22 protein-coding genes are annotated in these 21,715 nt (G+C 70.1%); 10 read left to right on the forward strand and 12 right to left on the reverse strand.

The window, feature by feature from the left end:
* Positions 1 to 26 precede the first annotated feature (26 nt).
* The 4 genes from ACFYMO_RS22330 (at position 27) to ACFYMO_RS22345 (ending at position 5,843) form a co-directional block, all read left to right on the forward strand.
* Positions 27 to 755 (forward strand): class I SAM-dependent methyltransferase, encoded by a 729-nt coding sequence (locus tag ACFYMO_RS22330; protein ID WP_366771527.1) that lies wholly within the window; start codon positions 27 to 29, stop codon positions 753 to 755.
* On the forward strand, positions 752 to 2,623 hold the full coding sequence (locus ACFYMO_RS22335) for an ABC transporter ATP-binding protein (RefSeq protein WP_366771528.1): 1,872 nt from the start codon (positions 752 to 754) through the stop codon (positions 2,621 to 2,623). The genes ACFYMO_RS22330 and ACFYMO_RS22335 overlap by 4 nt, the downstream gene beginning before the upstream one ends.
* A complete protein-coding gene (locus tag ACFYMO_RS22340) occupies positions 2,620 to 4,368 on the forward strand; it encodes an ABC transporter ATP-binding protein (RefSeq protein ID WP_388548388.1) in 1,749 nt (582 codons plus the stop codon). Before ACFYMO_RS22335 ends, ACFYMO_RS22340 begins: the two co-directional genes overlap by 4 nt.
* Before the next feature lie 68 nt (positions 4,369 to 4,436).
* On the forward strand, positions 4,437 to 5,843 hold the full coding sequence (locus tag ACFYMO_RS22345; protein WP_388548391.1) for a salicylate synthase: 1,407 nt from the start codon (positions 4,437 to 4,439) through the stop codon (positions 5,841 to 5,843).
* A gap of 519 nt (positions 5,844 to 6,362) precedes the next feature.
* On the opposite strand, the gene rpsR is transcribed toward ACFYMO_RS22345, so the two are convergent.
* The 5 genes from rpsR to ACFYMO_RS22370 all read right to left on the reverse strand — a co-directional run bounded on the left by rpsR (position 6,363) and on the right by ACFYMO_RS22370 (position 8,747).
* Positions 6,363 to 6,599: a 30S ribosomal protein S18 gene (rpsR, locus tag ACFYMO_RS22350; protein WP_366771531.1), complete on the reverse strand. Its 237-nt coding sequence runs from the start codon at positions 6,597 to 6,599 to the stop codon at positions 6,363 to 6,365.
* 34 nt (positions 6,600 to 6,633) lie between these two features.
* A complete protein-coding gene (locus tag ACFYMO_RS22355) occupies positions 6,634 to 7,791 on the reverse strand; it encodes a GTP-binding protein (protein WP_366771532.1) in 1,158 nt (385 codons plus the stop codon).
* The gene (locus ACFYMO_RS22360) at positions 7,791 to 8,045 is read right to left on the reverse strand and encodes a type B 50S ribosomal protein L31 (protein ID WP_366771534.1); all 255 of its coding nucleotides are present in this window, start codon (positions 8,043 to 8,045) and stop codon (positions 7,791 to 7,793) included. The genes ACFYMO_RS22355 and ACFYMO_RS22360 overlap by 1 nt, the downstream gene beginning before the upstream one ends.
* Before the next feature lie 46 nt (positions 8,046 to 8,091).
* Positions 8,092 to 8,256 carry a 50S ribosomal protein L33 gene (gene rpmG, locus ACFYMO_RS22365; protein WP_366771535.1) on the reverse strand — a complete coding sequence of 55 codons (165 nt, stop codon included), beginning with the start codon at positions 8,254 to 8,256 and terminating at the stop codon, positions 8,092 to 8,094.
* A 227-nt stretch (positions 8,257 to 8,483) separates the two neighbouring features.
* Entirely contained in the window at positions 8,484 to 8,747 is a 264-nt protein-coding gene (locus tag ACFYMO_RS22370; protein ID WP_388548397.1) for a hypothetical protein, read from the reverse strand.
* A gap of 399 nt (positions 8,748 to 9,146) precedes the next feature.
* Between ACFYMO_RS22370 and ACFYMO_RS22375 the strand changes: the two genes are divergently transcribed.
* The 6 genes from ACFYMO_RS22375 to ACFYMO_RS22400 all read left to right on the forward strand — a co-directional run bounded on the left by ACFYMO_RS22375 (position 9,147) and on the right by ACFYMO_RS22400 (position 14,376).
* Complete coding sequence (locus ACFYMO_RS22375) at positions 9,147 to 9,689, forward strand: class I SAM-dependent methyltransferase (protein ID WP_366771537.1); 543 nt, start codon at positions 9,147 to 9,149, stop codon at positions 9,687 to 9,689.
* A 339-nt stretch (positions 9,690 to 10,028) separates the two neighbouring features.
* Positions 10,029 to 10,421 (forward strand): PGPGW domain-containing protein, encoded by a 393-nt coding sequence (locus ACFYMO_RS22380; RefSeq protein ID WP_388548523.1) that lies wholly within the window; start codon positions 10,029 to 10,031, stop codon positions 10,419 to 10,421.
* A 454-nt stretch (positions 10,422 to 10,875) separates the two neighbouring features.
* Positions 10,876 to 12,537 (forward strand): tetratricopeptide repeat protein, encoded by a 1,662-nt coding sequence (locus tag ACFYMO_RS22385; protein ID WP_388548400.1) that lies wholly within the window; start codon positions 10,876 to 10,878, stop codon positions 12,535 to 12,537.
* Positions 12,538 to 12,916: 379 nt separating this feature from the next.
* Positions 12,917 to 13,363, forward strand: a complete 447-nt coding sequence (locus ACFYMO_RS22390) for a hypothetical protein (protein ID WP_366771540.1) — start codon at positions 12,917 to 12,919, stop codon at positions 13,361 to 13,363.
* 23 nt (positions 13,364 to 13,386) lie between these two features.
* The gene (locus ACFYMO_RS22395) at positions 13,387 to 13,698 is read left to right on the forward strand and encodes a hypothetical protein (protein WP_366771541.1); all 312 of its coding nucleotides are present in this window, start codon (positions 13,387 to 13,389) and stop codon (positions 13,696 to 13,698) included.
* A gap of 108 nt (positions 13,699 to 13,806) precedes the next feature.
* Positions 13,807 to 14,376, forward strand: a complete 570-nt coding sequence (locus tag ACFYMO_RS22400; RefSeq protein ID WP_366771542.1) for a hypothetical protein — start codon at positions 13,807 to 13,809, stop codon at positions 14,374 to 14,376.
* 262 nt (positions 14,377 to 14,638) lie between these two features.
* Here the strand turns inward: ACFYMO_RS22400 and ACFYMO_RS22405 are convergent, their stop codons facing one another.
* The 7 genes from ACFYMO_RS22405 to ACFYMO_RS22435 all read right to left on the reverse strand — a co-directional run bounded on the left by ACFYMO_RS22405 (position 14,639) and on the right by ACFYMO_RS22435 (position 20,989).
* Positions 14,639 to 15,628, reverse strand: coding sequence for a TRC40/GET3/ArsA family transport-energizing ATPase (locus ACFYMO_RS22405; RefSeq protein WP_366771543.1), 990 nt, complete (start codon positions 15,626 to 15,628; stop codon positions 14,639 to 14,641).
* Positions 15,619 to 15,876, reverse strand: coding sequence for a cory-CC-star protein (locus tag ACFYMO_RS22410; protein ID WP_366771544.1), 258 nt, complete (start codon positions 15,874 to 15,876; stop codon positions 15,619 to 15,621). The genes ACFYMO_RS22405 and ACFYMO_RS22410 overlap by 10 nt, the downstream gene beginning before the upstream one ends.
* Positions 15,873 to 17,573, reverse strand: coding sequence for a carbon starvation protein A (locus ACFYMO_RS22415; protein ID WP_366771545.1), 1,701 nt, complete (start codon positions 17,571 to 17,573; stop codon positions 15,873 to 15,875). Before ACFYMO_RS22415 ends, ACFYMO_RS22410 begins: the two co-directional genes overlap by 4 nt.
* Positions 17,574 to 18,111: 538 nt before the next feature.
* Positions 18,112 to 18,369: a DUF3311 domain-containing protein gene (locus tag ACFYMO_RS22420; RefSeq protein ID WP_366771546.1), complete on the reverse strand. Its 258-nt coding sequence runs from the start codon at positions 18,367 to 18,369 to the stop codon at positions 18,112 to 18,114.
* 177 nt (positions 18,370 to 18,546) lie between these two features.
* A complete protein-coding gene (locus ACFYMO_RS22425) occupies positions 18,547 to 18,870 on the reverse strand; it encodes a hypothetical protein (RefSeq protein WP_366771547.1) in 324 nt (107 codons plus the stop codon).
* Positions 18,867 to 19,445, reverse strand: a complete 579-nt coding sequence (locus tag ACFYMO_RS22430; RefSeq protein WP_366771548.1) for a sigma-70 family RNA polymerase sigma factor — start codon at positions 19,443 to 19,445, stop codon at positions 18,867 to 18,869. The genes ACFYMO_RS22425 and ACFYMO_RS22430 overlap by 4 nt, the downstream gene beginning before the upstream one ends.
* On the reverse strand, positions 19,442 to 20,989 hold the full coding sequence (locus ACFYMO_RS22435; protein WP_366771549.1) for a sodium:solute symporter: 1,548 nt from the start codon (positions 20,987 to 20,989) through the stop codon (positions 19,442 to 19,444). The genes ACFYMO_RS22430 and ACFYMO_RS22435 overlap by 4 nt, the downstream gene beginning before the upstream one ends.
* Positions 20,990 to 21,715 lie beyond the last annotated feature (726 nt).

The following is a 21,715-nucleotide window of genomic DNA, read 5'->3' on the forward strand; positions in this document are numbered from 1 at the left end:
CCGGCCACCCACGCCCGGAGACCAACGTGATCGACTACTACTCGACCTCGGCCGAGTTCTACGAACTGGTCGCCACCCGGCACACCGCCAGCAGTGGCCCTCCGCTCACCGGAGTCCTGACCGGCCTGGACGTGTCCCACGGACCCGTCCTGGAAATCGGAGCCGGTACCGGCCGCGTCACCGAGGTCATCGCCGCCGCCCTGCCGGACGCCGAGATCCTGGCGGCCGAACCGTCGGCCACCATGCGCGCCATGCTCACCTCCCGGGTCGCCCGCGACCCGGACCTGCGCCGGCGTGTGACCGTCGTCGACGGATCGGCCCAGGACCTCGTCCTGCCCGAACGCCTCTCAGCGGTCGTCATCTTCGGCGTCATCGGCCACCTCACCGTCCCCGAACGGGTGACGCTGTGGAAGCGGCTCGCGGACCGCCTGCCCGACGGGGCGCCCCTCGTCGTCGAACTGATGGGAGTCTCCTCACCCCGCGTCATCCCCCCGGTGATGTCCCTGAGGGAGACCATCGGCCGCCAGACCTACGAGTGGTGGATCGGCGGCGAACCCACCGAGGGCGACGGCATGCGGTTCACCACCACCTGGAAGGTCCTGCGCGACGGCCGCATCGTCCGCGAGGTCGCCGACAGCTACGAATGGCACACCTTCGACGTCGCCCGGCTGGCCCGCGAGGCCGGCATGACCAGCCGCCGCATCACCGAGGCGGGCGGCAGGCCCATCCCCGAAATCGGAGTACTCGTCAAGTGAAGTCACAACCGCCCGAGCCCGACCCGGCCCCGGCAGCCGAGGACGCCACCGCCGGGGCGGGCACCTCCGCCGCCACTCCGTCCCCGCTGCGCAGGCTCGCCGAGCCCCTCCGCGGCCGACTGACCCTCGCCGTCAGCCTCCAGGCCGTCGCCGCCCTCGCCGGAGTGGTCCCGTTCATCGCCGTCTCCCGCATCGCCGAGCACCTCACCGCGGGGACTCCGGCCGACGGCGACACCCTCTGGCCGCTGGTGGCCCTGGCCTGCTCGGCCGGCTTTGTCGCTCTGGTGTGCGGCACCGCGGCAGGCGCCCTCGCCCACCTCGCCGACAACGACCTCCAGCTCACCCTCCGCCGCCGGCTCGCCCGGCACATCGGACGGCTGCCCCTCGGCCGGCTCACCGACCGGGGCACCGGCGAGGTCAAGCAGGCCGTGCAGGACGACGTGAGCGCGCTGCACACCCTGTTCGCCCACACCCTCCTCGACGTCGTCTCCGTCCTCACCGCCCCGCTGCTCACCCTCGCCTACCTCTTCACCGTCGACTGGCGCCTCGCCCTGATCAGCGTGGTCCCCCTGCTGCTCGGTGTCTTCCTGTTCAGCCGGGCCATGGCGGGCGCGGCGGCGCAGATGGCCGAGTTCGGCGCCGCGGTGGGCCGGATCTCCGCCGCCGCCGTGGAGTTCGCCTCCGGCATCGCCGTGTTCAAGAGCTTCGGGCGCGGCAGCAAGGCCCACGAGCGCTTCGTCCGCGCCACCGAGGGCTTCGCCGACTTCTTCTCCGGCTGGGTCCGCTCCACCCTCGCCACCTCCACCGCCGCGATCCTGGTGGTCACTCCGGCCGTGGCCCTGCTGCTCCTGGCCGCACCCGGCGCGGTGTTCGTCACCCAGGGCTGGATGACCGGCGCCGAACTCGTACCCTTCCTGCTGCTCGGCCCCGCGGTCGCCGCCCCCATGGGCGTCGTCGGCCCCCGCATCCAGCAGATCCGGGCCGGCCAGGCCGCCGCCGTACGCGTCACCGAACTCCTGGACGCCCCCGCCCTCCCCGAGCCCACGGCCCCCGCCCTCCCCGACGGCCACCACGTCCGTCTGCGCGGGGTGTCCTTCTCCTACGACGGGACCACCAGCGTCCTCAGCGGCGTCGACCTCGACCTCGCCCCCGGCACCGTCACCGCACTCGTCGGCCCCTCCGGATCGGGCAAGTCCACCTTGGCATCGCTGCTGCCCCGCTTCCACGACGTCACGGCCGGCACCGTGACCCTCGGCGGCGCCGACCTGCGGGACATCCCCGCCACCGAGCTGTACCGACGGGTGGGCTTCGTCCTCCAGGACGTACGGCTGCTGCGCGCGAGCGTCGCCGACAACATCCGCCTGGGCCGCCCCGAAGCCACTGACGAGGAAGTCGAACGGTGCGCCCGCGCCGCCCGCATCCACGATCGGATCACGGAGCTGCCCGACCGCTACGGGACCGAACTCGGCACGGCCGTCACCTTCTCCGGCGGCGAGGCCCAACGACTCTCCATCGCACGGGCCCTGCTCGCCGACGCGCCCGTCCTCGTCCTCGACGAGGCGACCGCCTATGCCGACCCGCACTCCGAGGCCCTGATCCAGGACGGCCTGTCCGCGCTCGCGGCCGGCCGCACCCTGCTCGTCATCGCCCACCGGCTGGCGACCATCCGCTCCGCCGACCGGATCGTGGTGCTGGAGGACGGACGCGTCACCGAACAGGGCCGCCACGACGACCTGCTGGCCGCCGGTGGCCGCTACGCCGCGCTGTGGGACGCCCAGAGCGGCACGGGCCCGGACGACATCGACGGCGTACCAGACCAGCGGCCCGTCCGCGCGAGGGCCGACATCCGAGAGGGAAGCGCACGATGATCCGTCAGCTCCACCGCGTACTGGGCCCGGAAGGCTCCCGGCCGCTGAACCGGCTGCTGCTCCTCCAATCCGGGGCGGCCGTACTCCAGGGCGTCGCCTTCGCGCTCCTGGTGCCCGCCCTCAAGGCACTGCTCGGGTCCCATCCTGCCGACGTCTGGCCGTGGCTGGCGGCGTTCGCCGGCTGCGTGGTCGCGTACGCCGTACTCCAGGGCGCCGCTCTCAGCGGCGGGTTCACGGTCGGCTCCCAGCTCTCCCGGGTGCTGCACCGGCGGCTGGCCGACCAGGCGCTGCGCCTGCCGCTCGGCTGGTTCACCGCCGACCGCACCGCCGAGTTCAGCCGACTCGCCGGGCAGAACGTCATCCAGGTGATGAGCACGCCGGCCCACCTGCTGCGACCGTTCATCAGCTCCTTGCTCACCCCGGTCACCCTGATCGTGGCCACCTTCTTCTTCGACGTCCGCACCGCCCTGGTGCTCCTCGTCTGCGCACCCGTGCTGTACGCCGTCCAGCAGGGGAGCACGTCGCTGATGCGCCGCCTCGACCTCGGTCGTGACGCCGCGATCGGAGAGTCCGCCGACCGGGTGCTGGAGTACACCCGCAACCAGCCGGTCCTGCGGGCGTTCGGACGCACCGCGGAGGGCTACGGCGCGCTGGACGACGCCCTGGTGGCCGAGGCACGGGCCGACCGTCGGCTCATCGCGCGCGGCCTCCCCGGCCTGGTCTCCTTCACCTTCGCCACCCGGCTCGTCTTCGCCCTGCTGCTGGCCCTCGGCGTGTCCTGGCAGCTCGACGGGTCGCTCACCGTGCCCACACTGCTGGCTCTCCTGGTGCTGCTGGTCCGCCTGATCGACAGCGTGTCGTCCGCCGCCGAGGCCGGCGCCGGCATGCGCATCGCCCGCAACACCCTGGAACGACTGGGCGCGGTCCTCGACGAACCGCCCTTCCCCCAGCCCGCCGAGCCGCGGACGCCCCGTGACGCGAGCGTGGAGTTCACCGGCGTGACCTTCCACTACGACGGGGGTGAGGCCGGCGGGCGTGCCGTCCTGGACGACGTGACCTTCCGCCTGCCCGAGCACAGCATGACGGCGCTGGTGGGACCCTCCGGCGCCGGCAAGACCACGGTCGCCTCGCTGCTCGCCCGCTTCCGGGACACCACACAGGGCACCGTCCGCATCGGCGGCGTCGATGTCCGCGACATCACCGCCGAGGACCTGGCCGCACACGTCTCGCTCGTCTTTCAGGACGTCTACCTCTTCGACGGCACGATCGAGGAGAACGTCAGGATCGCCGCCCCGGACGCGGGCGCCGCCGAACTGGCCGAGGCCGCCGCCCTGTCCGGCCTGGACCGGGTGATCGAGGAGCTGCCCGACGGCTGGGACACCAAGGTGGGAGAAGGCGGCGCGAGGCTGTCCGGCGGACAGCGCCAGCGCGTGTCCATCGCCCGCGCACTGCTGAAGGACGCGCCGATCCTCGTCCTCGACGAGGCCACCGCCGCGCTCGACCAGGAGAACGAGGCGCTGTTCGCCGAGGCCGTGCGCACCCTCGCCGACCGCAAGACGCTGCTCGTCATCGCACACCGGCTCAGCACCGTCGTCCACGCCGATCAGATCCTGGTCCTGGAGGACGGCCGGATCACCGAGCGCGGCAGGCACGAGGACCTGGTCACCGCGGGCGGCACGTACGCCTCCTTCTGGCAGCGTCGGGCCCGCGCCCACGGCTGGCGGCTGGAGGGGGCACGGACATGAACCCGCACCCGGAAGCACCGATTCACCCGGATCCGGCGGACCCGGCAGCAGAGGAAGGGTACGACAGGATGAGCACCGGCCCCCGGAACATCTGGGACTCCTGGGCGCGCTCCGTGACGCCTCTCGGGCGCGCGAGCACCCTGGAACCCAGCCCCGACCCCGCGGCCGCCGTCACCCGTCTCGCGCAGGCACGCCTGGCCGACCAGTACGTGGTGTACGAGGCGGCAGGCGGCGTCTGGCGCTACGCGGCCGGTTCCGCCGTCAGTCTCACCGCACACGCGAACGCCGTCACCGCGCGGGCCGCCGGGCGTACCTGGACCTCCCGCACCGACGGCCGACCGCTGACCGCGTTCGCCGCCGCGCTCAGCGCCCTGTCCGCGACACACGGGGCGGCGGACGGGGGACGTCACTTCTACGGCTGGGCGGCCTTCGAACTCGCCCACCTCCTGCACGCCGACGCCGAAGCCGCCGGGGACCGTCCGCTGCTGCACGCCCTCGTCCCGGCCGTCGAGGTGACCTTCACCGAGGCGGAGACCGTGGTGCGAGCGGTGGACGAGGCATGGCTGCGCAAGGTCGCGGACCTGCTGGCCGAAGAGGCCGCCCAACAGCCGACACCGGACGCGATGACAGCGGAGGCAGCCGAACGCGTCATCACCGCGGGCACCGCCGCCTACGGCGGCGCGGTCGTCCGCACGATCGAGGACATCCGTGCCGGGCTCCTGGAGAAGGCCGTGGTCTCCCGGAAGGTCCCCCTGCCCGCCGCGCCGGCCGTCGACTTCGCCGCGACCTATCTCGCGGGGCGCCGGTCCAACACCCCGGCCCGCTCCTACCTGCTGGACCTCGGCGGCTACCGGGCGGCCGGGTTCAGCCCGGAAACCGTCCTGGAGGTCGCGGAGAACGGCCGGGTCAGCACCCAGCCCCTCGCCGGCACCCGCGCGCACGGCCTCGACCCGGCGGAGAACGACCGTCGCCGCGCGGAACTGCTCAGCGACCCCAAGGAGATACACGAGCACGTCGTGTCCGTACGCCTGGCCTGGGAGGAGATGGCGGCGGTGTGCCGGCCCGGCTCGGTCGTGGCCGAGGAGTTCATGACGGTCCGGCCGCGTGGGTCGGTGCAGCACCTGGCGTCACGGTTGGCGGGCCGGCTCCGCGAGGACGCCGGGCCGTGGGACGCCTTCGCCTCCCTCTTCCCCGCGATCACCGCCACCGGTGTCTCCAAGCGCGACGCCCTCCACGCCCTGGCCCGCCACGAGGACGTACCCAGGGGCCTGTACGGCGGCGCGGTCTTCCGGGGCAGCACCGCCGGAGCCCTGGACGCGGCCCTCGTCCTGCGCACCCTCGTCGGTGACGGCGACGAGACCTGGCTGCGTGCGGGCGCGGGAGTCACCGCCCACTCCAGCCCGGACCGGGAGACCGAGGAGACCTGCGAGAAACTGCGCAGCGTCGCCCCGCACCTGCGGTTCACCACGGACTGACGGGTGTGGCGCGACCGCGTCCTCCGTCGGACCGGTGCAGTCGAACTTCCTTTCCTGCCGCTAACGTCACCGCCTGTGGGCGTCGAATTCAGGGAATTGCTGTCCGAGCCGGGCAGTGGAAATCGTTATCGAATTCACGGCATCAAGGCGGCCGTTTGTCGTCGCGTGTCCTTCCGTGGCAGTCTTTTCCCGCGGGATGGAAAACGGAAATAAATTCGGAACCGCCGTCCTCGATGGCCGGCGGTCTGATCCGTGGAGATGGTGGCATGGCAACATCAGTGCAGCACCAGCCGCACCCCGGACACGATCACACGCACGGCGAGGCTGCGGGCACGTGGCGGTCCCGCACGGTGACCACGTGGACTACGTCCACGACGGCCACCGACACGCGGCGCACAGCGGCCACTGGGGCGACCACTGATCTTTCGGCGCGCCTGAACCCGTGCGATGACAGAAATGCACCCTCGGAAACGGGGGTGCATTTCTGCTTTCTGCGCTCTCCTGGACCGGCTTACCTGCTCACCGGCTTGAATACGGAAGCAGCGCCATCTCCCGGGCGTTCTTGATTGCCGTCGCGATCTGCCGCTGCTGCTGGGCCGTGACGCGGGTGACGCGCCGGCTGCGGATCTTGCCGCGGTCGGAGATGAACTTCCGCAGCAGGTCGGTGTCCTTGTAGTCGATGTAGGTGATCCCGGCCGCGTCGAGCGGGTTGGGGCGGGGCTTCAGGGGCTTGCGGGGGCCTTGGCGAGAGGGCATGTGGGCTCCTTCTGTGCGGGGTGGACGGGCCGCTTCATGCGACGGGGTCGAGGAGGGCGTCGAACGCTGCCGGGAGGCGCTTCCACGCCTCACGTCCCGCTGCGTACTCGGCGTCGGTGAGCAGGCAGGACTCGAGGACGCGCTCGAGTCCGTCGTGGTCGAGTCCGGGTGAGGTGAAGACGAGGTGCTGGCAGCGGTCACCGTGCTCGGGGTGCCAGTCGAGAGCTGCGGCTGCCCGGCGGACGGGCGGCTCCATCTCCCAGGCGGCGTCGGGTAGAGAGGCGAGCCACGGTCCGGCGCTCTCGACACACAGGGCCCCGCCGGCGGCGTCCCAGGCCAGCAGGGTGTCGGGGCGGTCGGCAAGCCAGAACCGTCCGCGGCTGCGGGCGGCGGCGCAGCAGAGATCCTCCAGCGCCTGGAAGAGACGCTCGGGGTGGAACGGCCGGTGGCGCCGCCACACGAAGGTGGTGACGCCCGCTTCCTCTGCGTCCTGAGGGAGGAGGGCGCAGGCCGGGTGCTGGGCTGCCGCGGCCGCCTCGGCGTCGAAACGTGCGAAGGCCAGCTCCGCGACTTCCGGGGAGTCCGCATGGACCCGGTGTGCGGTGGGGTGGAGCTGGGTGAGGAGGGCGCGATCCCCGTCGTCGGCTTCCGGGCTCTCCGCGATGGCGAGCACCGGGGCGTACTCCAGTTGCCTGGCCCAGGTGTCACCGACGGTGCGCCGGTCGCCGGCCGCGGCCGCGAGCCCCACCTCGGCCAGGTCGTCGCCGTTGCCGAGACAGGGGAGAACGAGCGCCGGGTCCACCGCCGTGATCACGTTGGTGAGCCGGATCGCGTCGCCGCCGTGGTGGACGACGACCTCGGCCATCCCCCTGGGCTCGACGGAGTCCCACAACTCGACGACGGCCAGGCGGGTCAGACCCGCGTCGGCGAGCCGTTCCAGTTCGGGAACCAGGTCTTCGCGCAGCGCGCAGCACGCGCAGTCGTTCGCCAACGGGGCCTCGCCGCGGGACACCTCGCCGGAGGCGTCGCGCACTTGCCGCAGGACCGTGCCGTGCTCTGCGGCCGTGGACAGGTCGTGGTGCAGGGCGACGCTGCCGGGGACGGAGCACAGAAGGTGGTCCACGACCTGTCGGCGCGCCTCCGAGTGCAGCCCGCCGACTATGACGACGGGCAGTCGGGTCTCGTCCTGCATCACTTGGCTCCGCGTCGTCCGAAGCGGCGCTCGAAGCGCTCGACCCGCCCGGCAGTGTCCAGTACGCGGGCGGTACCCGTGTAGAAGGGGTGGCTGACGTTCGAGATCTCGACGTCGACGACCGGGTAGGTGTTGCCGTCCTCCCAGTCGATGGTCTTGTCGCTGGTCATGGTGGAACGGGTGAGGAACGCGTGGTTCGCAGTGCGGTCGCGGAAGACGACGGGGCCGTACGAGGGGTGGATTCCGGGCTTCATGGGGGCTTCCTCGGGTCTGGGGTCGCAGTGGTGGAGCGGCGGCGTCTCAGCGTTCCTCGCGGAAGTCGACGTGCTGCCGGGCGATGGGGTCGTACTTGCGCAGGATCAGGCGGTCCGGGTCGTTGCGGCGGTTCTTGCGGGTGACGTACGTGTGGCCGGTCCCGGCCGTGGAGCGGAGCTTGATGATCGGGCGTACCTCGTTGCGGGCCATGAGGGGTACTATATGGGAATGGTTTCCATTATCAAAAAGTGGCCGTCCGGCGAGAGGGAGCAGCACCTTGTCCGCCCACTGCCAACTGACCGGCGCCAAGCCCGGCTTCGGCAACACCATCTGCTGGTAGGGGAGCGGCAACTGCGCCAGCAGAGGCGCGGGCAGGCTGGTGAGCGTGTGGGAAGCCGCCGTCTCGGTGCCGGGACGCCAGTGGGCCAGTTGGGCCCCTACGTCTGGGCAGTACCAACGCATGCGGGCCTCGACCCGGCTGAGCGCGTCGTGCTGCCCTGGGTGTCGAAGAAGCCGGGGCCCGCGGTGTCGAGGGCGAGCAGGGGGCCGGGGAAGCGGTCGGCGAGCAGATCGACGACCTGGTGGACGGCAGCCCCATCGAAGTGGGGAAGTACGGCCTCGGCGAGGAACAGGTAGGGCCCGTCCGTACCCGAGGTCACCTCGGCGGCCCACGCCTCGTCGGTCACGGAGGGCGCGATCATGGTCCGCCGAGCGGTGTCCTTGAGCTTCCTGGGGTGAGCCTGGGCCGCCCGGGAGCCGTCCGGTCTTCTCCGCGCACAAGGCCATTTCCTTCGCAGCGCCTCGACCGCCCCGCCGCCGTTCACGGTTCTACTGCCACAGACCGCGAAGTTCACCGTTCGGCCGCATCGACACCGACCCTCATGCGGCCTGCGGCCGGGCGGTCCGAAGTGTCGTCCCGGTGATGCTCCGGTGTGCGGACGGTCACAGCGATTCGCAGTCCGTGACGCGCCTGAGGCGATGACGGGGCTGATCGCCGACGTCATGGGTGCGTGATCCACGTCGACGTCCGCCCGCGGTCATCGAACGCGCGGGTCGGGGGAGAGTGCCATGGGGGAGACCTGATGTGCCAAGGTGCCGGTATGGCGTGGAATGGTGAGGAGTACCAGGCCCGGTTCGACAGGATCGCGGCCGAGGGCGGGGATGTGCACGGCGAAGCCGCGTTGGTGCGTGCTCTGGAGCCGTCCAGTGTCCTCGACGCGGGATGCGGCACGGGCAGGGTGGCGATCGAACTGGCGAGGCACGGGATCGACGTGGTGGGAGCGGACCTCGATTCCTCGATGCTGGCCACGGCCCGGCAGCTCGCTCCCGAGATCACCTGGCACCTGAGCGATCTGGCCGATCTGGATCTCGGGAGGCCCTTCGACGTGGTGGTGATGGCGGGCAACGTCCCCCTGTTCACGCCGCCCGGAACGGAACCGGCCCTGGTCGCCGGAGTGGCTGCACACGTCCGCCCGGGAGGCCGGCTGGTGGCAGGGTTCTCCCTGGACCGGGGGTACACACTGGACGCTTACGACGCACACTGTGCCGCGGCGGGCCTCACTCTCGAAAGGCGCTATGCGACATGGTCCCGCGAGCCCTATGACGGTGGGGCGTACGCGGTCTCGGTTCACCACCGGCCCTGACGCTTCGGTCACGCCCCCGAGCTCGCAGCCTCGCAGGGAGCCGGCTCGTGGAGCCCGGGACTGCGGACCGGCACCTGTCAGCACTGCGGCGGTTCACCTGCCGCCATGCGGGTGACCCGTTGGCGTGGTACCGGTACTCGGCCCGTGCCGCGGCCAAACCTGGTCCGCGAGCCCTCGGCTGCGGCGCGGTGCGAGGCCGACCGCAGCGGGAAGAGAAGGTGGCGCTGCGTTCGGAGGCTCCACCGGGACCACGAGCCTGCCGCGCCCGGCCGGGACGCGGACCAGGGCCGAAGAGGCCACACGGCGACAGAAACGGGAGACGACGTGGCGGACAACAATCTGCATCCCGCGCTGCGGGCCGTATCCGCCATCGCCGGCGGTGTGCTGGTCGCCGTGGGTCTCGTCCTGCTCGTCCTTCCCGGCCCCGGACTGCTGCTGGTGTTCGCCGGCATGGTGCTGCTCGCCCGCGCCGTCCCCGCCCTGCACCGCCACTTGGAACCGGTGCGGGTCCGCGCCATGCGGGCCGCCGAGGAGAGTGTGTCGTCCAGCTGGCGGATCGTCGGCTCGACGCTGGCCGGCCTCGGGCTGATCGGCGCGGGCGTCGCCTGGGGTCTGGTGCCGCAACTGCCGTTCGCTGGCTGGAGCACCGGAGGAAGCCTGATCGCTTCCGGCATCGTGCTCTTCGTGCTCCTCGCCTGGAGCTACCGCCGGCTGCGACGTCCGGGCGTGTGATCGCCACGCTGCCCTTCGACTTCGACACGGAAGGCCGGATCCCGACCATCCCCGACAAGCTCCACGCCGTCGCCGTCACCGCCCGGGAGCCGCCTCATGGAGGTGCCAGGAGGCGAGCGGACACGGGGATTCGCGAACGGGTGGCCGTAGGTGGGGCCGGACGCGTGTTGTGCGTGCATGCACCCGGGTGGCAGCACGGCCGTTCGCCGTCCCCCGGCGTGTGTACTGCATCGAGGATCACGTCGTCCTGCGAAGATGACGGGCGTGGGCAGGAGGGGATCGCTGAAGCGACGCTCCTGGCCGCGGCCGGTGCACCGGGGTTCGGGTGCACAACGGGCGCCGCACTCGAGCTCTTCGACGCGGCCGGCGGTGCGCCCGTGCAGACAGCGCCCGAGGTCGTCGATGACGTCCGACGTGACGCGACGCCGGGCGATGTTCCGAGGAGGGACTCCCGATGACGGACTACTACGATCTGGGCCGCTACACCCGGCCGGTCTCGACCGGGACGAGAGAGGCGCAGACCTGGTTCGACCGCGGCCTGTTGTGGAGCTATGCCTTCAACCACGAGGAGGCGATCGACTGCTTCGAGCGGGCCCGCGAGCTCGACCCGGAGTGCGCCATGGCTTCCTGGGGCATCGCCTACGCCGTGGGGCCCAACTACAACAAGCCCTGGGAACGCTTCGACCCGGCCGATCTCGAGACGAGCGTTTCCCGGGCGTTCGAGGCGACTGCCCGGGCGGAACGTCTCGCGGGTGGGGCCACGCCTGTCGAGCGAGCGCTCATCGGCGCGCTCCGGCATCGCTGTCCTCAGCCGGAACCGGTGTCGGACCCCTCGGTATGGAATCACCGTTACGCCGAGGCGATGCGCACGGTGTACGGGGAACATACCGACGACCTCGACGTGAGCACGCTGTTCGCCGACGCGCTGATGAACCTCACCCCGTGGCAGATGTGGGACCAGCGCACCGGTCAGCCGGCCCCGGGATCATTTGCCCTGGAGGCGCGTTCCGTGCTCGAGCACGCGCTGGAACTGCCGGGCGGCCCGGATCACCCGGGCGTGCTGCACATGTTCATCCACCTGATGGAGATGTCGTCCGCGCCGGAGCAGGCCCTGCCAGTGGCCGATCGATTGCGCGACCTCGTCCCCGACGCCGGTCATCTGCAGCACATGCCCACGCATCTGGACGTCCTTTGCGGTGACTACTCGCGCGTGGTCTCCTCCAACACGCGTGCTGTCGAGGCGGACGAGAAGTTCGTGACGCGTTCCGGCCCGATCAACTTCTACACGCTCTACCGCTGCCACAACTATCACTTCAAGGTCTACGGCTCGATGTTCCTCGGGCAGCGGGCCGTCGCGTTGCAGACGTGCAGTGAACTGGAAGCGGCAGTTCCTGAGGAGCTCCTCCGTGTCGAGGCGCCACCGATGGCGGACTGGCTCGAGGGCCTCCTTCCCCTGCGCATGCACGTGCTGATCCGCTTCGGCATGTGGCAGGAAATCATCGACGCAGAACTGCCGAGGGAGTCCGAGCTCTACTGCGTGACCACGGCGATGATGCTCTATGCGAAGGCAGTCGCCCACGCCGCCGTCGGCCAGGTGGGGATGGCCGAGACGCAGCGGGGGCTCTTCAGGGAGGGGGTGGAGCGTGTCCCGGAGTCGCGCATGCTCTTCAACAACACCTGTCAGGACATCCTCGCGGTGGCGGCCGCGATGCTGGAGGGCGAGGTGGAGTACCGCAAGGGGAACACCGACCAGGCCTTCGCCGCGCTGCGGCGGTCGATCGAACTCGATGACGGCCTTCCCTACGACGAACCCTGGGGGTGGATGCAGCCGACCCGGCACGCCTACGGGGCGCTGCTGCTGGAGCAGGGCCATGTCGAGGAAGCCGAGGCGGTGTACCGAGCCGACTTGGGCCTGGACGGCACCATCCCACGGTCCCAACAGCACCCGGGAAACGTCTGGAGCCTGCGTGGCTACCACGAGTGTCTGGCTCGGCAGGAGCGCACGGGAGAGGCCGCCCTCATCGAACAGCAGTTGCGCCTCGCCCAAGCCAGGGCCGACATCCCGGTCGACGTCTCGTGCTTCTGCCGACTGTCGGCTGTCAGCGAATCCCTGTGACGATGGGTACAGAACGAGGACCCCAGAACATGACCAGCGTTCGATAGACATGAAACAGCCCGTCACCGTGAGCAGCCGGATGTCATGTTCACGTGACTAACACTGTTACGATCGAGGGTTGTACCTGTCTCCAGACCTTCCCAGGGAGCGCATCGTGCATCGTCGTCGCCATCTTCCGCGCCGAGCCACGAGATCGATGGCCGCTCTGGGGTTCGCGTGTGCGCTCTTCGTGACCGGTTGCGGCGGCGACGGAGGGCACAAGGGCGGGGACGAGAAGATCGCGGGCGCGGACGGGGGAGAGAAAGGGGTGGAGTCTTCCCCTGCTGAGGATTCGCCGGCCGCTCAGGCGCCGAAGTTCAACTTTCCCGACGATCTCAAGTTGGACTTCGAGGACGTGCGGTCAGAGGACCCCGGCAAAGACGAGGTCCTGCAAGCCACGGAGTATGCCGCGAAGGCACGTGTCGAGGCGTACACCAAGGCGGATCCGGCGACGAAGAACATGGTCAGGTACTGGAAGCATCCCGCGCTTCAGTACTGGGGCAAGGACATCACGAGGTTCGCGGAGGACAACAGGACTTTCACCGGCTCTCTCCGCTACTACGACTTCGAGGTCACCGACCTGACGAAGAAGGGCGCATGGGTGCGGTACTGCGAGTCGCAGCGCAACGCCTTCGCCAAGGACAAGAAGTCGGGGAAGACACTCAAGACGGAGCCCAGCAAGGACGACTTCGTCGCCTGGAAGGCCGGGCTGGTCAAGAGCGACGGCGAGCAGTGGCGGGTATCGCAGACGCAAGCGACCAAGGGGGCCGCGGAATGCCAACCGTGAGCAGACGTACAGGACGCACGTGCATGGCGACAGCGGGAACCACAGTCCTTCTGCTGGCCGTGGCGTCCCCGGCACATGCGGGCGTGGGAGACGGGCAGGGCGGCACGGTGGTGGAGGAGAGGCCCACCCCGGAGAGCGACGGAAGTGACACCGTGGGCATGCACATCGCCGTGCACGGCAACGCTCCCGCCTCCGGCACGCCGATGGCGCCCGCCACCGCAGCGAACTGGAAGCCTCCGGCGTGCTGGTACGAACCGATGTGGAAGCCGAAGGCGTACAAAGAGGCACTGCGGACGGAGAGCCCCACCCCGCAGGTGCTGGGCGACTACGCGTAGGAATACCAGGCGTACCAGAAGAAGCGGGAGAAGCAGAACTACAACATCGGCAAGAAGGGCCTGTGGTGGTCCTTGCACTATGAGACAGGCAAGGACGACGCAGAATGCTTGGCCAAGGAACGCGAAATCTGGGTACCCAAGGGGAACCCCCCGGAAGACCCGGCAGCCATCGATCCGCAGATGCTCGCCGGAATCGCGTACGACAACACCAGGCTCCCCACGCCCCCGGTGAAGCTGAGCCCCGGCCCGGGCCGCCAGGTGGTGAATCTGGAGACCCGGATTGTCTTCAAGAAGCCACTGAACCGGGTGTGGGTGACCGCCGGAATCGATCACCTCGGTGTCGACATTGCGGCGACCACGGTGGCCACTCCCAAGGCCCTCACCGTGAAAGCGGGTACGGACCACGCCGAACCGAAGTCGTGCACATACAACCTGTCCAAAGCCCATGGGGGCTACCAGGTCGACTCCACGGACGCGGACTGCAACATCACGTACAAGCGCTCCTCCGGCAAGGGCGGCACCTACACCTTCTCCGCCTCTGTTGTGTGGGAGGTCACCTGGACCGACTCCGCCGACCCGGACGGTCAGCCGGTAGCTGAGCCCGCCCTGCCCGACGGCAACTCCGTCTACGAACAAGCCGTCACTGTCAAGGAAATACAGTCCATCGTCCGGGACTGAGAGAACCCTCCTCCCGTTCTGCGGCCGGATCGGGACGGCCTTGCGACGGGCCGCCGGGCGGAAGTCGCCCCGCCTACCGTTTTGTCCAGGCGCTCGACCGCTCCAATGCCAAGATCCGCGCGCTCGTCGAGCAGGCCATGGCCGCCCTCAAGACACCTGTCATCGCCACTGGCAAGCCGCCGGCGCCGCACCTGTCGGCCCCCCGGAGGAGCCCGGCGTCGCGCGCCATGGACCGGCAAGCGGTCCGGAATCATCCGGAACCTCAGGAAGAGGAGGGTCCGACCAGGTCGGCCAGCGCGGCGAGCGCCTGAGTGCCCACCAGATCCCCCGGCAGCAACGGTACGTCGAGCAGCGGTACTTCAACCTGCTGCCGCAGTCGGACGAGGTGCTGGTCCTCCTGCTCCCGGCGCCGGGCGAGCACCTCACCGGCATCCGCGGGAGAACGGCGGTTGGCGACGAGTGCGGCCACCTCGACGCCGAGGCCGGTGAGCTTCTCGTACACCTCCATGGTCTCGGCAATCGGGAGCAACTCGGCGGTCAGCACGACCACGAACCCTGACTGCGCCGAGTCCGTCACCACCTCGCGCAGCCGGGAGAACCGGTTGCGTCGGCGCAGCAGGATCCGGCGCAGGTCGGCGTCGCGGTCCGACTGCTCGCCGCCGCCGAGGCCGCGCACCGCGGCGCCGAACCGCTCGGACCGGTCACGGTTGGCCAACAGGGTCTCGGTCCAGGAGGTGAGCTGTTCGGGCAGCGCGAGCAGCCGCAGCGTGTGGCCGGACGGGGCGGTGTCGAAGACGACCAGGTCGTACGCCTCCTCCCCGAGCTCCACCGCCTCGGCGATCCGCTCCAGCACCGCCGACTCGTGGGTGCCGGGTGCCAGCCGGGCCAGCTCGAGGTGCCGGGCGGCCGGTGCGTGCATCCGCTCGGGCAGCAGCCGCCGCATCGTCCCGGCGACCGCGGACAGGTGTTGCTCGACCGTGCGTTCGGGGTCGATCTCCAGCCCGTCGACGTAACCCGCCGTCCCGGCCCCGGGGGCGAGGTCCCCGGGGCCGGCGAGGCGCGTGGGCTCGTCGCCCACGAGGCGGTCCCAGAGGTGGCCGAGGTTGTGGGCGGGATCGGTGGAGACCAGCAGCACGCGGGCGCCCGCCCTGGCACGGCCGAGGGCGAGCGCCGCGGCGATGGACGTCTTGCCCACCCCGCCCTTGCCGCCGACGAAGACGACCCTGCGCGGGGTGATGAGATCTAGCAGCACCCGACATGCTCCAGGGGCGAGCGGTCCATGCCCATCCGGCGGTGCCAGGCGTGGAAGTCCTCATAGAGGGCGGGCATCAGCTCGACGGTGTAGTACGCCGCCGGGTCGGGCACTCCCAGCGCCTCCGCGAGGACGACCATCCGGAAGAGGTCGTCCTCCTCGCGCCGGGCGCGGGCGAAAGTGCGCCGGTAGGGGCCGGCGTAGAACTCCTCCAGCCCGGCCCGGAACGAGGTCCAGCGGGACGTCACCCCGTCACCTCGGTTTTCTCCGCCGTATCGGCGTCGGGGGCCTCCGCCGGTTCCTGGGATGCCCGCCGCATCGCGACGATCGCCTCGAAGGCGACCCACACGGCGGCGACGATGATGACGACGTCGATGGTCAGCAGCAGCCAGTCCCGGGCGTCGTAGAGGTCGCCGAGCTGGGCGAGCGCGGCCCAGAACGCCATCACGAACACGACTGCGAGCGGCACGAGCGCAGGAGCCGGGTTGCGACGCTTGCGGATCAGCATGACCGCGACGATGGACAGGGTCAGGGAGGCCAGCAACTGGTTGCTGGTGCCGAACAGCGGCCAGATCCGGAGGCCGCCGGCGCCATCGGCGCCCTGGCTGAAGGTGAGTCCCATACCGGCGGCGAGCGCGATGAGGGTGCCGACGCCATTGCTGATCTTCAACTTTGCGACCTCGCCGGCCTCCTGGACGACGAAGCGCAGCAGGCGCATGCCGGTGTCCATGGTGGTGGCGGCGAACAGGATCGCCATGGTGGCCAGGACCGTCGAGCTCAGCGAAGCCGACAGGCCCAGGCCGCTGTTGACGATCTCGCCGCCGCCCGTGACGAACGCCCCGACGCCGCCCTCGCCGAAGGCGGTGTAGACGGCCTTCCAGTCGGCCATGGTGCGGTAGCCCGCGATGGCGGCGATGATCGCGCCGAGCGCGAGCATGCCCTCGCCGACCGCGCCGAAGTAGCCGACGAAGCGGGCGTCGGTCTCCTTGTCCAACTGCTTCGAGGTGGTGCCCGAGGAGACCATGCCGTGGAAGCCGGAGATCGCGCCGCACGCGATGGTCACGAAGAGCAGCGGCAGAAGGTCCGGGGTGCCCGCGGGCACGGCGTCGTTGAAGGCCGGGGCGACGACCGTCGGAGCGCTCAGCAGCACTGCGACGAACAGGATGCCGAGCCCGACGAAGAGCTGGACGCCGTTGATGTAGTCACGCGGCTGGAGCAGCACCCACACAGGCAACAGGGAGGCTATGCCGGCGTAGACGAAGAGGGCGACGATCCAGAAGGTCGCCGGGGACATGCCCAGGATCGGGTCGGGCAGTTCCACAGGAACGGCGTCACCGAGGAGGATCAGGCCGTAGAGCGCCGCGACGCCCACCACGGTGACCAGGCCGAGGCTCATCCTGTAGCGGTACACCGCCTGGCCGACCAGCAGCGCCACCGCGACCGCGCCCCAGGCGGGGATCACCGCCGAGGGAGTGGAGATCAGCAGGTCCTTGATGACCACCGCGAAGGCCGCGATCACCATCAGGAGCAGCAGGAAGATCACGACGAGGAAGAGGTTCGCGCCCCGGGCGCCGATGTAGCGGCCGGAGAGCGTGCCCATCGAGCGGCCCTTGTTGCGTGCCGAGGCCCACAGCGCACCCAGGTCGTGCATGCCCGCGAAGAAGACCGTGCCGAGGGTGACCCACAGGAACGCGGGCACCCAGCCCCAGATCACGGCGACTGCGGGGCCGACGATCGGCGCTGCTCCCGCGACCGAGGTGAAGTGGTGACCCCACAGCACGAACTTGTTGGTCGGGACGTAGTCCACGCCGTCCTGCAGCTCGTGCGCGGGTGTCTTGAAGGACGCGTCAAGTTTGTAGACCCGGTTGCCCAGGAATTTCGAGTAGAAGACGTATCCGCCCGCGAATATCGCAAGGCCGATCAACAGCAGCGGAAGTGCGTTCATGCGAGACGCTCTCTGGGTTCTGGGAGATTGAGCCGTTGCCCTGCACGGCATGTGCACCTGGCAGGGAGACAGCGTGGACGGTGGAGCGTGGCCCTCCTCGACCGAGCGATGCCGGCGACCGGAACGGGGCATCGGGTACCTTCGCCCGCTTTGCCTGGCTCGGCGGTGTACCCGGTCACGGCGTGCTGCGCCCGGGCGGCGACTGTGCCGCGGCGGTGGCGGAGCTCTCCCGTCACGACACACGCCTGTTCGGTCAGCGCCCGGCTCGGCGTGAGTCCGTACCCGCTGTCGGCCAATGGTGCCCCCTGACTTCCTGCGTGGATGCCGCGGGCCGGCCGCCCGGCGGTCTGCTCAGGAGTTGTCGGGGGTTCCGATTCGGTTGACAGGAGATTTCCTCGAGTTTCAGGTGGCGGGTCCTGTCGTCACGGACACGCCCCGCTGTACCGGCCGGCGACCGTTGTGCCGGGGCCGGAGAACCTCCTCGACGGCCCTGGTCACAAGCAGCGCGACGCACACACCGGACGCCACTGCCCCCGTTTCACTCCGCGGCGCCCCCGCTCCGATGTGCCCGCTGGTCACGCCGCCACAGCTGGTAGGCAATCATCGTCAGCACTGCGGAAAGCGGCACCCACAGCAACTGGTACCAGTAGAAGAACGGGATGCCCATCAGGGCGGGGTCGGTTCTGGCGTAGGAGCCGACCCACAGCATCGCCACGAACGGGGCGATGAGACACAGGGCGATCACCACCCGGGCCGGCGTGATCACCGCCGGTCTCGTTCGAGGCCTCCCCGGCATACGGCGGCTCCATTCTTCGCCGACTACGCGAATACAGCAGGACATCGAAGTGACGGTTCCGCCCCGGCGAACCTCTTCGGCGAACGAGGCATTCCCCGCGTCCGTACGGTGCGCGGTCGGCGCCGTGGGCGGCGTCCTCATGGGGGAGTCGCCCCGCCGTCGGAACCGGCCGAGCGGTCACACGGTTGAGGCGCAGGGCACGAGGCAGTCGGGAAGGGTTCGCGGGAGGGACGCGAGGGTTCCGCTGGTGGGCCCCGCACCGGAAAACACGACCCCCCGGTCCGAGGGCGTCCGATTCAGCACCCACAGGCCGATCAGCGTGGCCAGTGTGAAGACGACCGCGATGAGCATCGCGAGGAGGAGTCTGCGCCGACGCTCGCGGCGCAGCCAGTCGCCGCGCGCAGTGCTGTAGGCGTCGGGGGCGCCCCGCACCTCGTCCGCGAGCGCGGCCAGGGCCTTGCCCAGCTCCCTCTCCGTTCGGTCGGGACTGGTGTCGTTCATTTCCGGGCCTCCATCGCCTGGGTCAGCGCTCCGATACCGCGCGCCGTATGCGTCTTGACGGATCCGGAGGAGATTCCCATCGCAGCGGCGATCTCGCTCTCCTTCAGCCCGAGCCAGTGCCGCAGCACCAGCGCCTCACGCTGCCGGGCCGGGAGCTGCCGCAGCGTGTCGATCAGCACACGCTGATCGTCGCGCAGCAGCGCGGTGCTCTCGGCCGAGGCGACCAGCTCGTCGGGCGATCTCACCGCGTGCTTGCGTGCCATTTGCAGATGGCGTATCCGCATCCGCGTCAGGTTGCAGACCGTGGAGCGCAGATAGGCCTCAGCCGCCGCAGTGTCCCGCAGCCGTCGCCATCTGCGGTAGATCTGGTAGTAGGCCTCGGCCACCACGTTCTCCGGATCGTCAGCTCCCAGCAGCACGGCGAGTCGCAGCATCGGGGTGTAGTGCAGTTCGAACAGCCGAGCCACACCGGCCTCCCTCTCCGCGTCGGCGGGGTCGTTGATCGTCGGGGCGAGTGCGTCGGCCGGAACGGCGGGCTGCGGCACGGGCACAGGGAGGCCGGATCTGTGTCTCATGGGTTGTTCGCTCCCGTCTCGGGGCGCCGCCTGACGGTCAGACGCGGGGGCAGGTCGGTGAGGTCGGCGCCGCGCGGGACGCGGAGACGTTCGAGAGCGATACTCCCGGCCACTGCGACAGTCAGATTGAGCAGCAGCGCGACGAGTCCGACGTATATCTCCAGCGGTCCGGCATCCGTGCCGAGTGGCACGATGGGCGAGAACCCTTCCCGCACCACGAGGAACGTCCCGGCCACCATGCCCACGCCCCACCCGGCAAGGAGGGCCCGGGGGTGCAGCCATCGGGTGTACAGCCCCACAGCCACGGCCGGGAAGATCTGCAGGATCCAGACCCCGCCGAGCAACTGGAGGTTGACGGCGTCCTGATCGCGCAGCCCGAACACGAACGCCACCGCGCCCACCTTCGCGGTGAGCGACACCAACTTGGCTATGCGTACCTGTCGCTTGGGCGTAGCCGTCGGATGGACGTACTCGACATAGACATTGCGGACAAAGCTGGTCGCGGCTGCGATCGACATCACCGCAGCCGGGACAAGCGCCCCCACGGTGATCGCTCCGAACACCAGCCCGGCCAGCGGTCCCGGCATCAGCCGGTCCACCAGCATCGGCACGGCCGCCTCGGCCGCGCCCTCCGGTGCCCGCACCCCCACCGCGAGCGCAGCGATCCCCAGGAACCCGAAGAGCGCGAGCAGCCCGGTCCACGCGGGCAGCGCCACGGCGGTCTTGCGCAGGGTGCGCGAACCGTCGGAGGCGAAGCCCGCCGTGAGCACATGTGGGTACATCAGCAGGGCGAGCGCGGAGCCCAGGGCGAGGGTGGCGTAGGCGGGCTGATGAGCGGGGCTGAGGAGCAGCGCGGGAGAACCCAGCCGCTGGGCGGCGCCCTCGAAGACCGCACCCGGACCGCCGAGCCGCACCAGGACCAACCAGGTCACAGCGGTCAGTGAGACGAAAACGGCTAGCGCTTTCAGCGCGGAGATGACGGTGGGCGCCCGCAGTCCGTGCCGGTAGGTCGCCACCGCGAGCCCGGCGAACAGGGCCACCATCACCAGATCGCCGGTCGCGCCCGCCGGGTACATGCCGCCGGCTGTCAGCACCGCGCGTATGCCCAGTAGCTGCAGCGCCAGATACGGCATCGTCGCGAGGATCCCGGTCAGCGCGACCACCAGGGCCAGTGGTGCGGATCCGTACCGTCCGCGCACGAAGTCGGCGACGGTGATGTAGCCGTGTCGGCGGGCTACCGTCCACAGCCGGGCGAGCAGGACGAAGACGAGCGGGCAGACGAGTACCGTGTAGGGCACTGCGAAGAATGCGGGCGCGCCGTTGCCGTACGCCAGTCCTGGTACGGCGGTGAAGGTGTAGGCCGTGAAGATCGTGCCGCCGAGCAGCACCCAGGTCCACAAAGGTCCGAGGCTCCGGTCGGCCAGCGCCCAGCCCTCCAGGGACGGAAGCCGGTCGTTGGGACGCAGGCGGCGCGCGGTGACCGCGAGCAGCGACGCCCCGGCGAGCACCGCGAGAAACGTCGCAGTCATGGCTGTACCGGCCATGGGTCACCGTCCTTGGTGTGCCTGTTCCCTTGCGCAAGAGTTGCACGGGCCGCCGGACCGGAGGACAGGGACCGAAATCCGCCGGAAATGTACTGTCAACCCTGCCGGCGGGTGGAGAGCTCCTGCACGGGCCTACAGCGGCCAGGAGAGGATCGTAGGCCATAGCACGAACCGTGCGTCACCGGCTACCGTGCGTCGCGATCTCCGGTCTGCTTCACAGGGGACCTTCCGTTTCCCCTCCGCCGGACCAGACCACTGGCACATGCGAACCGGTTCACGGATCTCCGGTGGTCCTCGAGCGCGGTGTATCGCATATCCGGGCACCTCGGGGGCGCGGACCCTGCGCCGCGGAGATATTGCGTTCTCGCAGGTCGCGCGGTGTGCTTTCGCTGTCGAAGCTCGCGCGAGCCGCCTTCGTCCGGTACTCAAACTCCAAAGCTTGCGCACAAATTGCACACACCCCCTCTTCAGGTGGCGCTTGATGGTCTACATTGACCGTGCTTCAGATGTTTGGACACGGGGCGACAAATGGTGATCTAACGGTCCGATGTTTCGGGCAGCCATTGGTCGTATCCCTGCGCCGGACACAGAGGCGCTCGGCTCCGGGATCCCGAGCCGGCACCGCGGGTGCGGGGAGCATCCGGCGGTTCCGCGGGGTCCTGTGCCACCAGGGAGCCGGGTGGGGAGAAGGGGGATACGCCACCGCCCGGCGTGGTGTTCACGTAC

It is taken from the genome of Streptomyces sp. NPDC007025, assembly GCF_042869455.1.
In the GTDB taxonomy this organism is placed as follows: Bacteria; Actinomycetota; Actinomycetes; order Streptomycetales; family Streptomycetaceae; genus Streptomyces.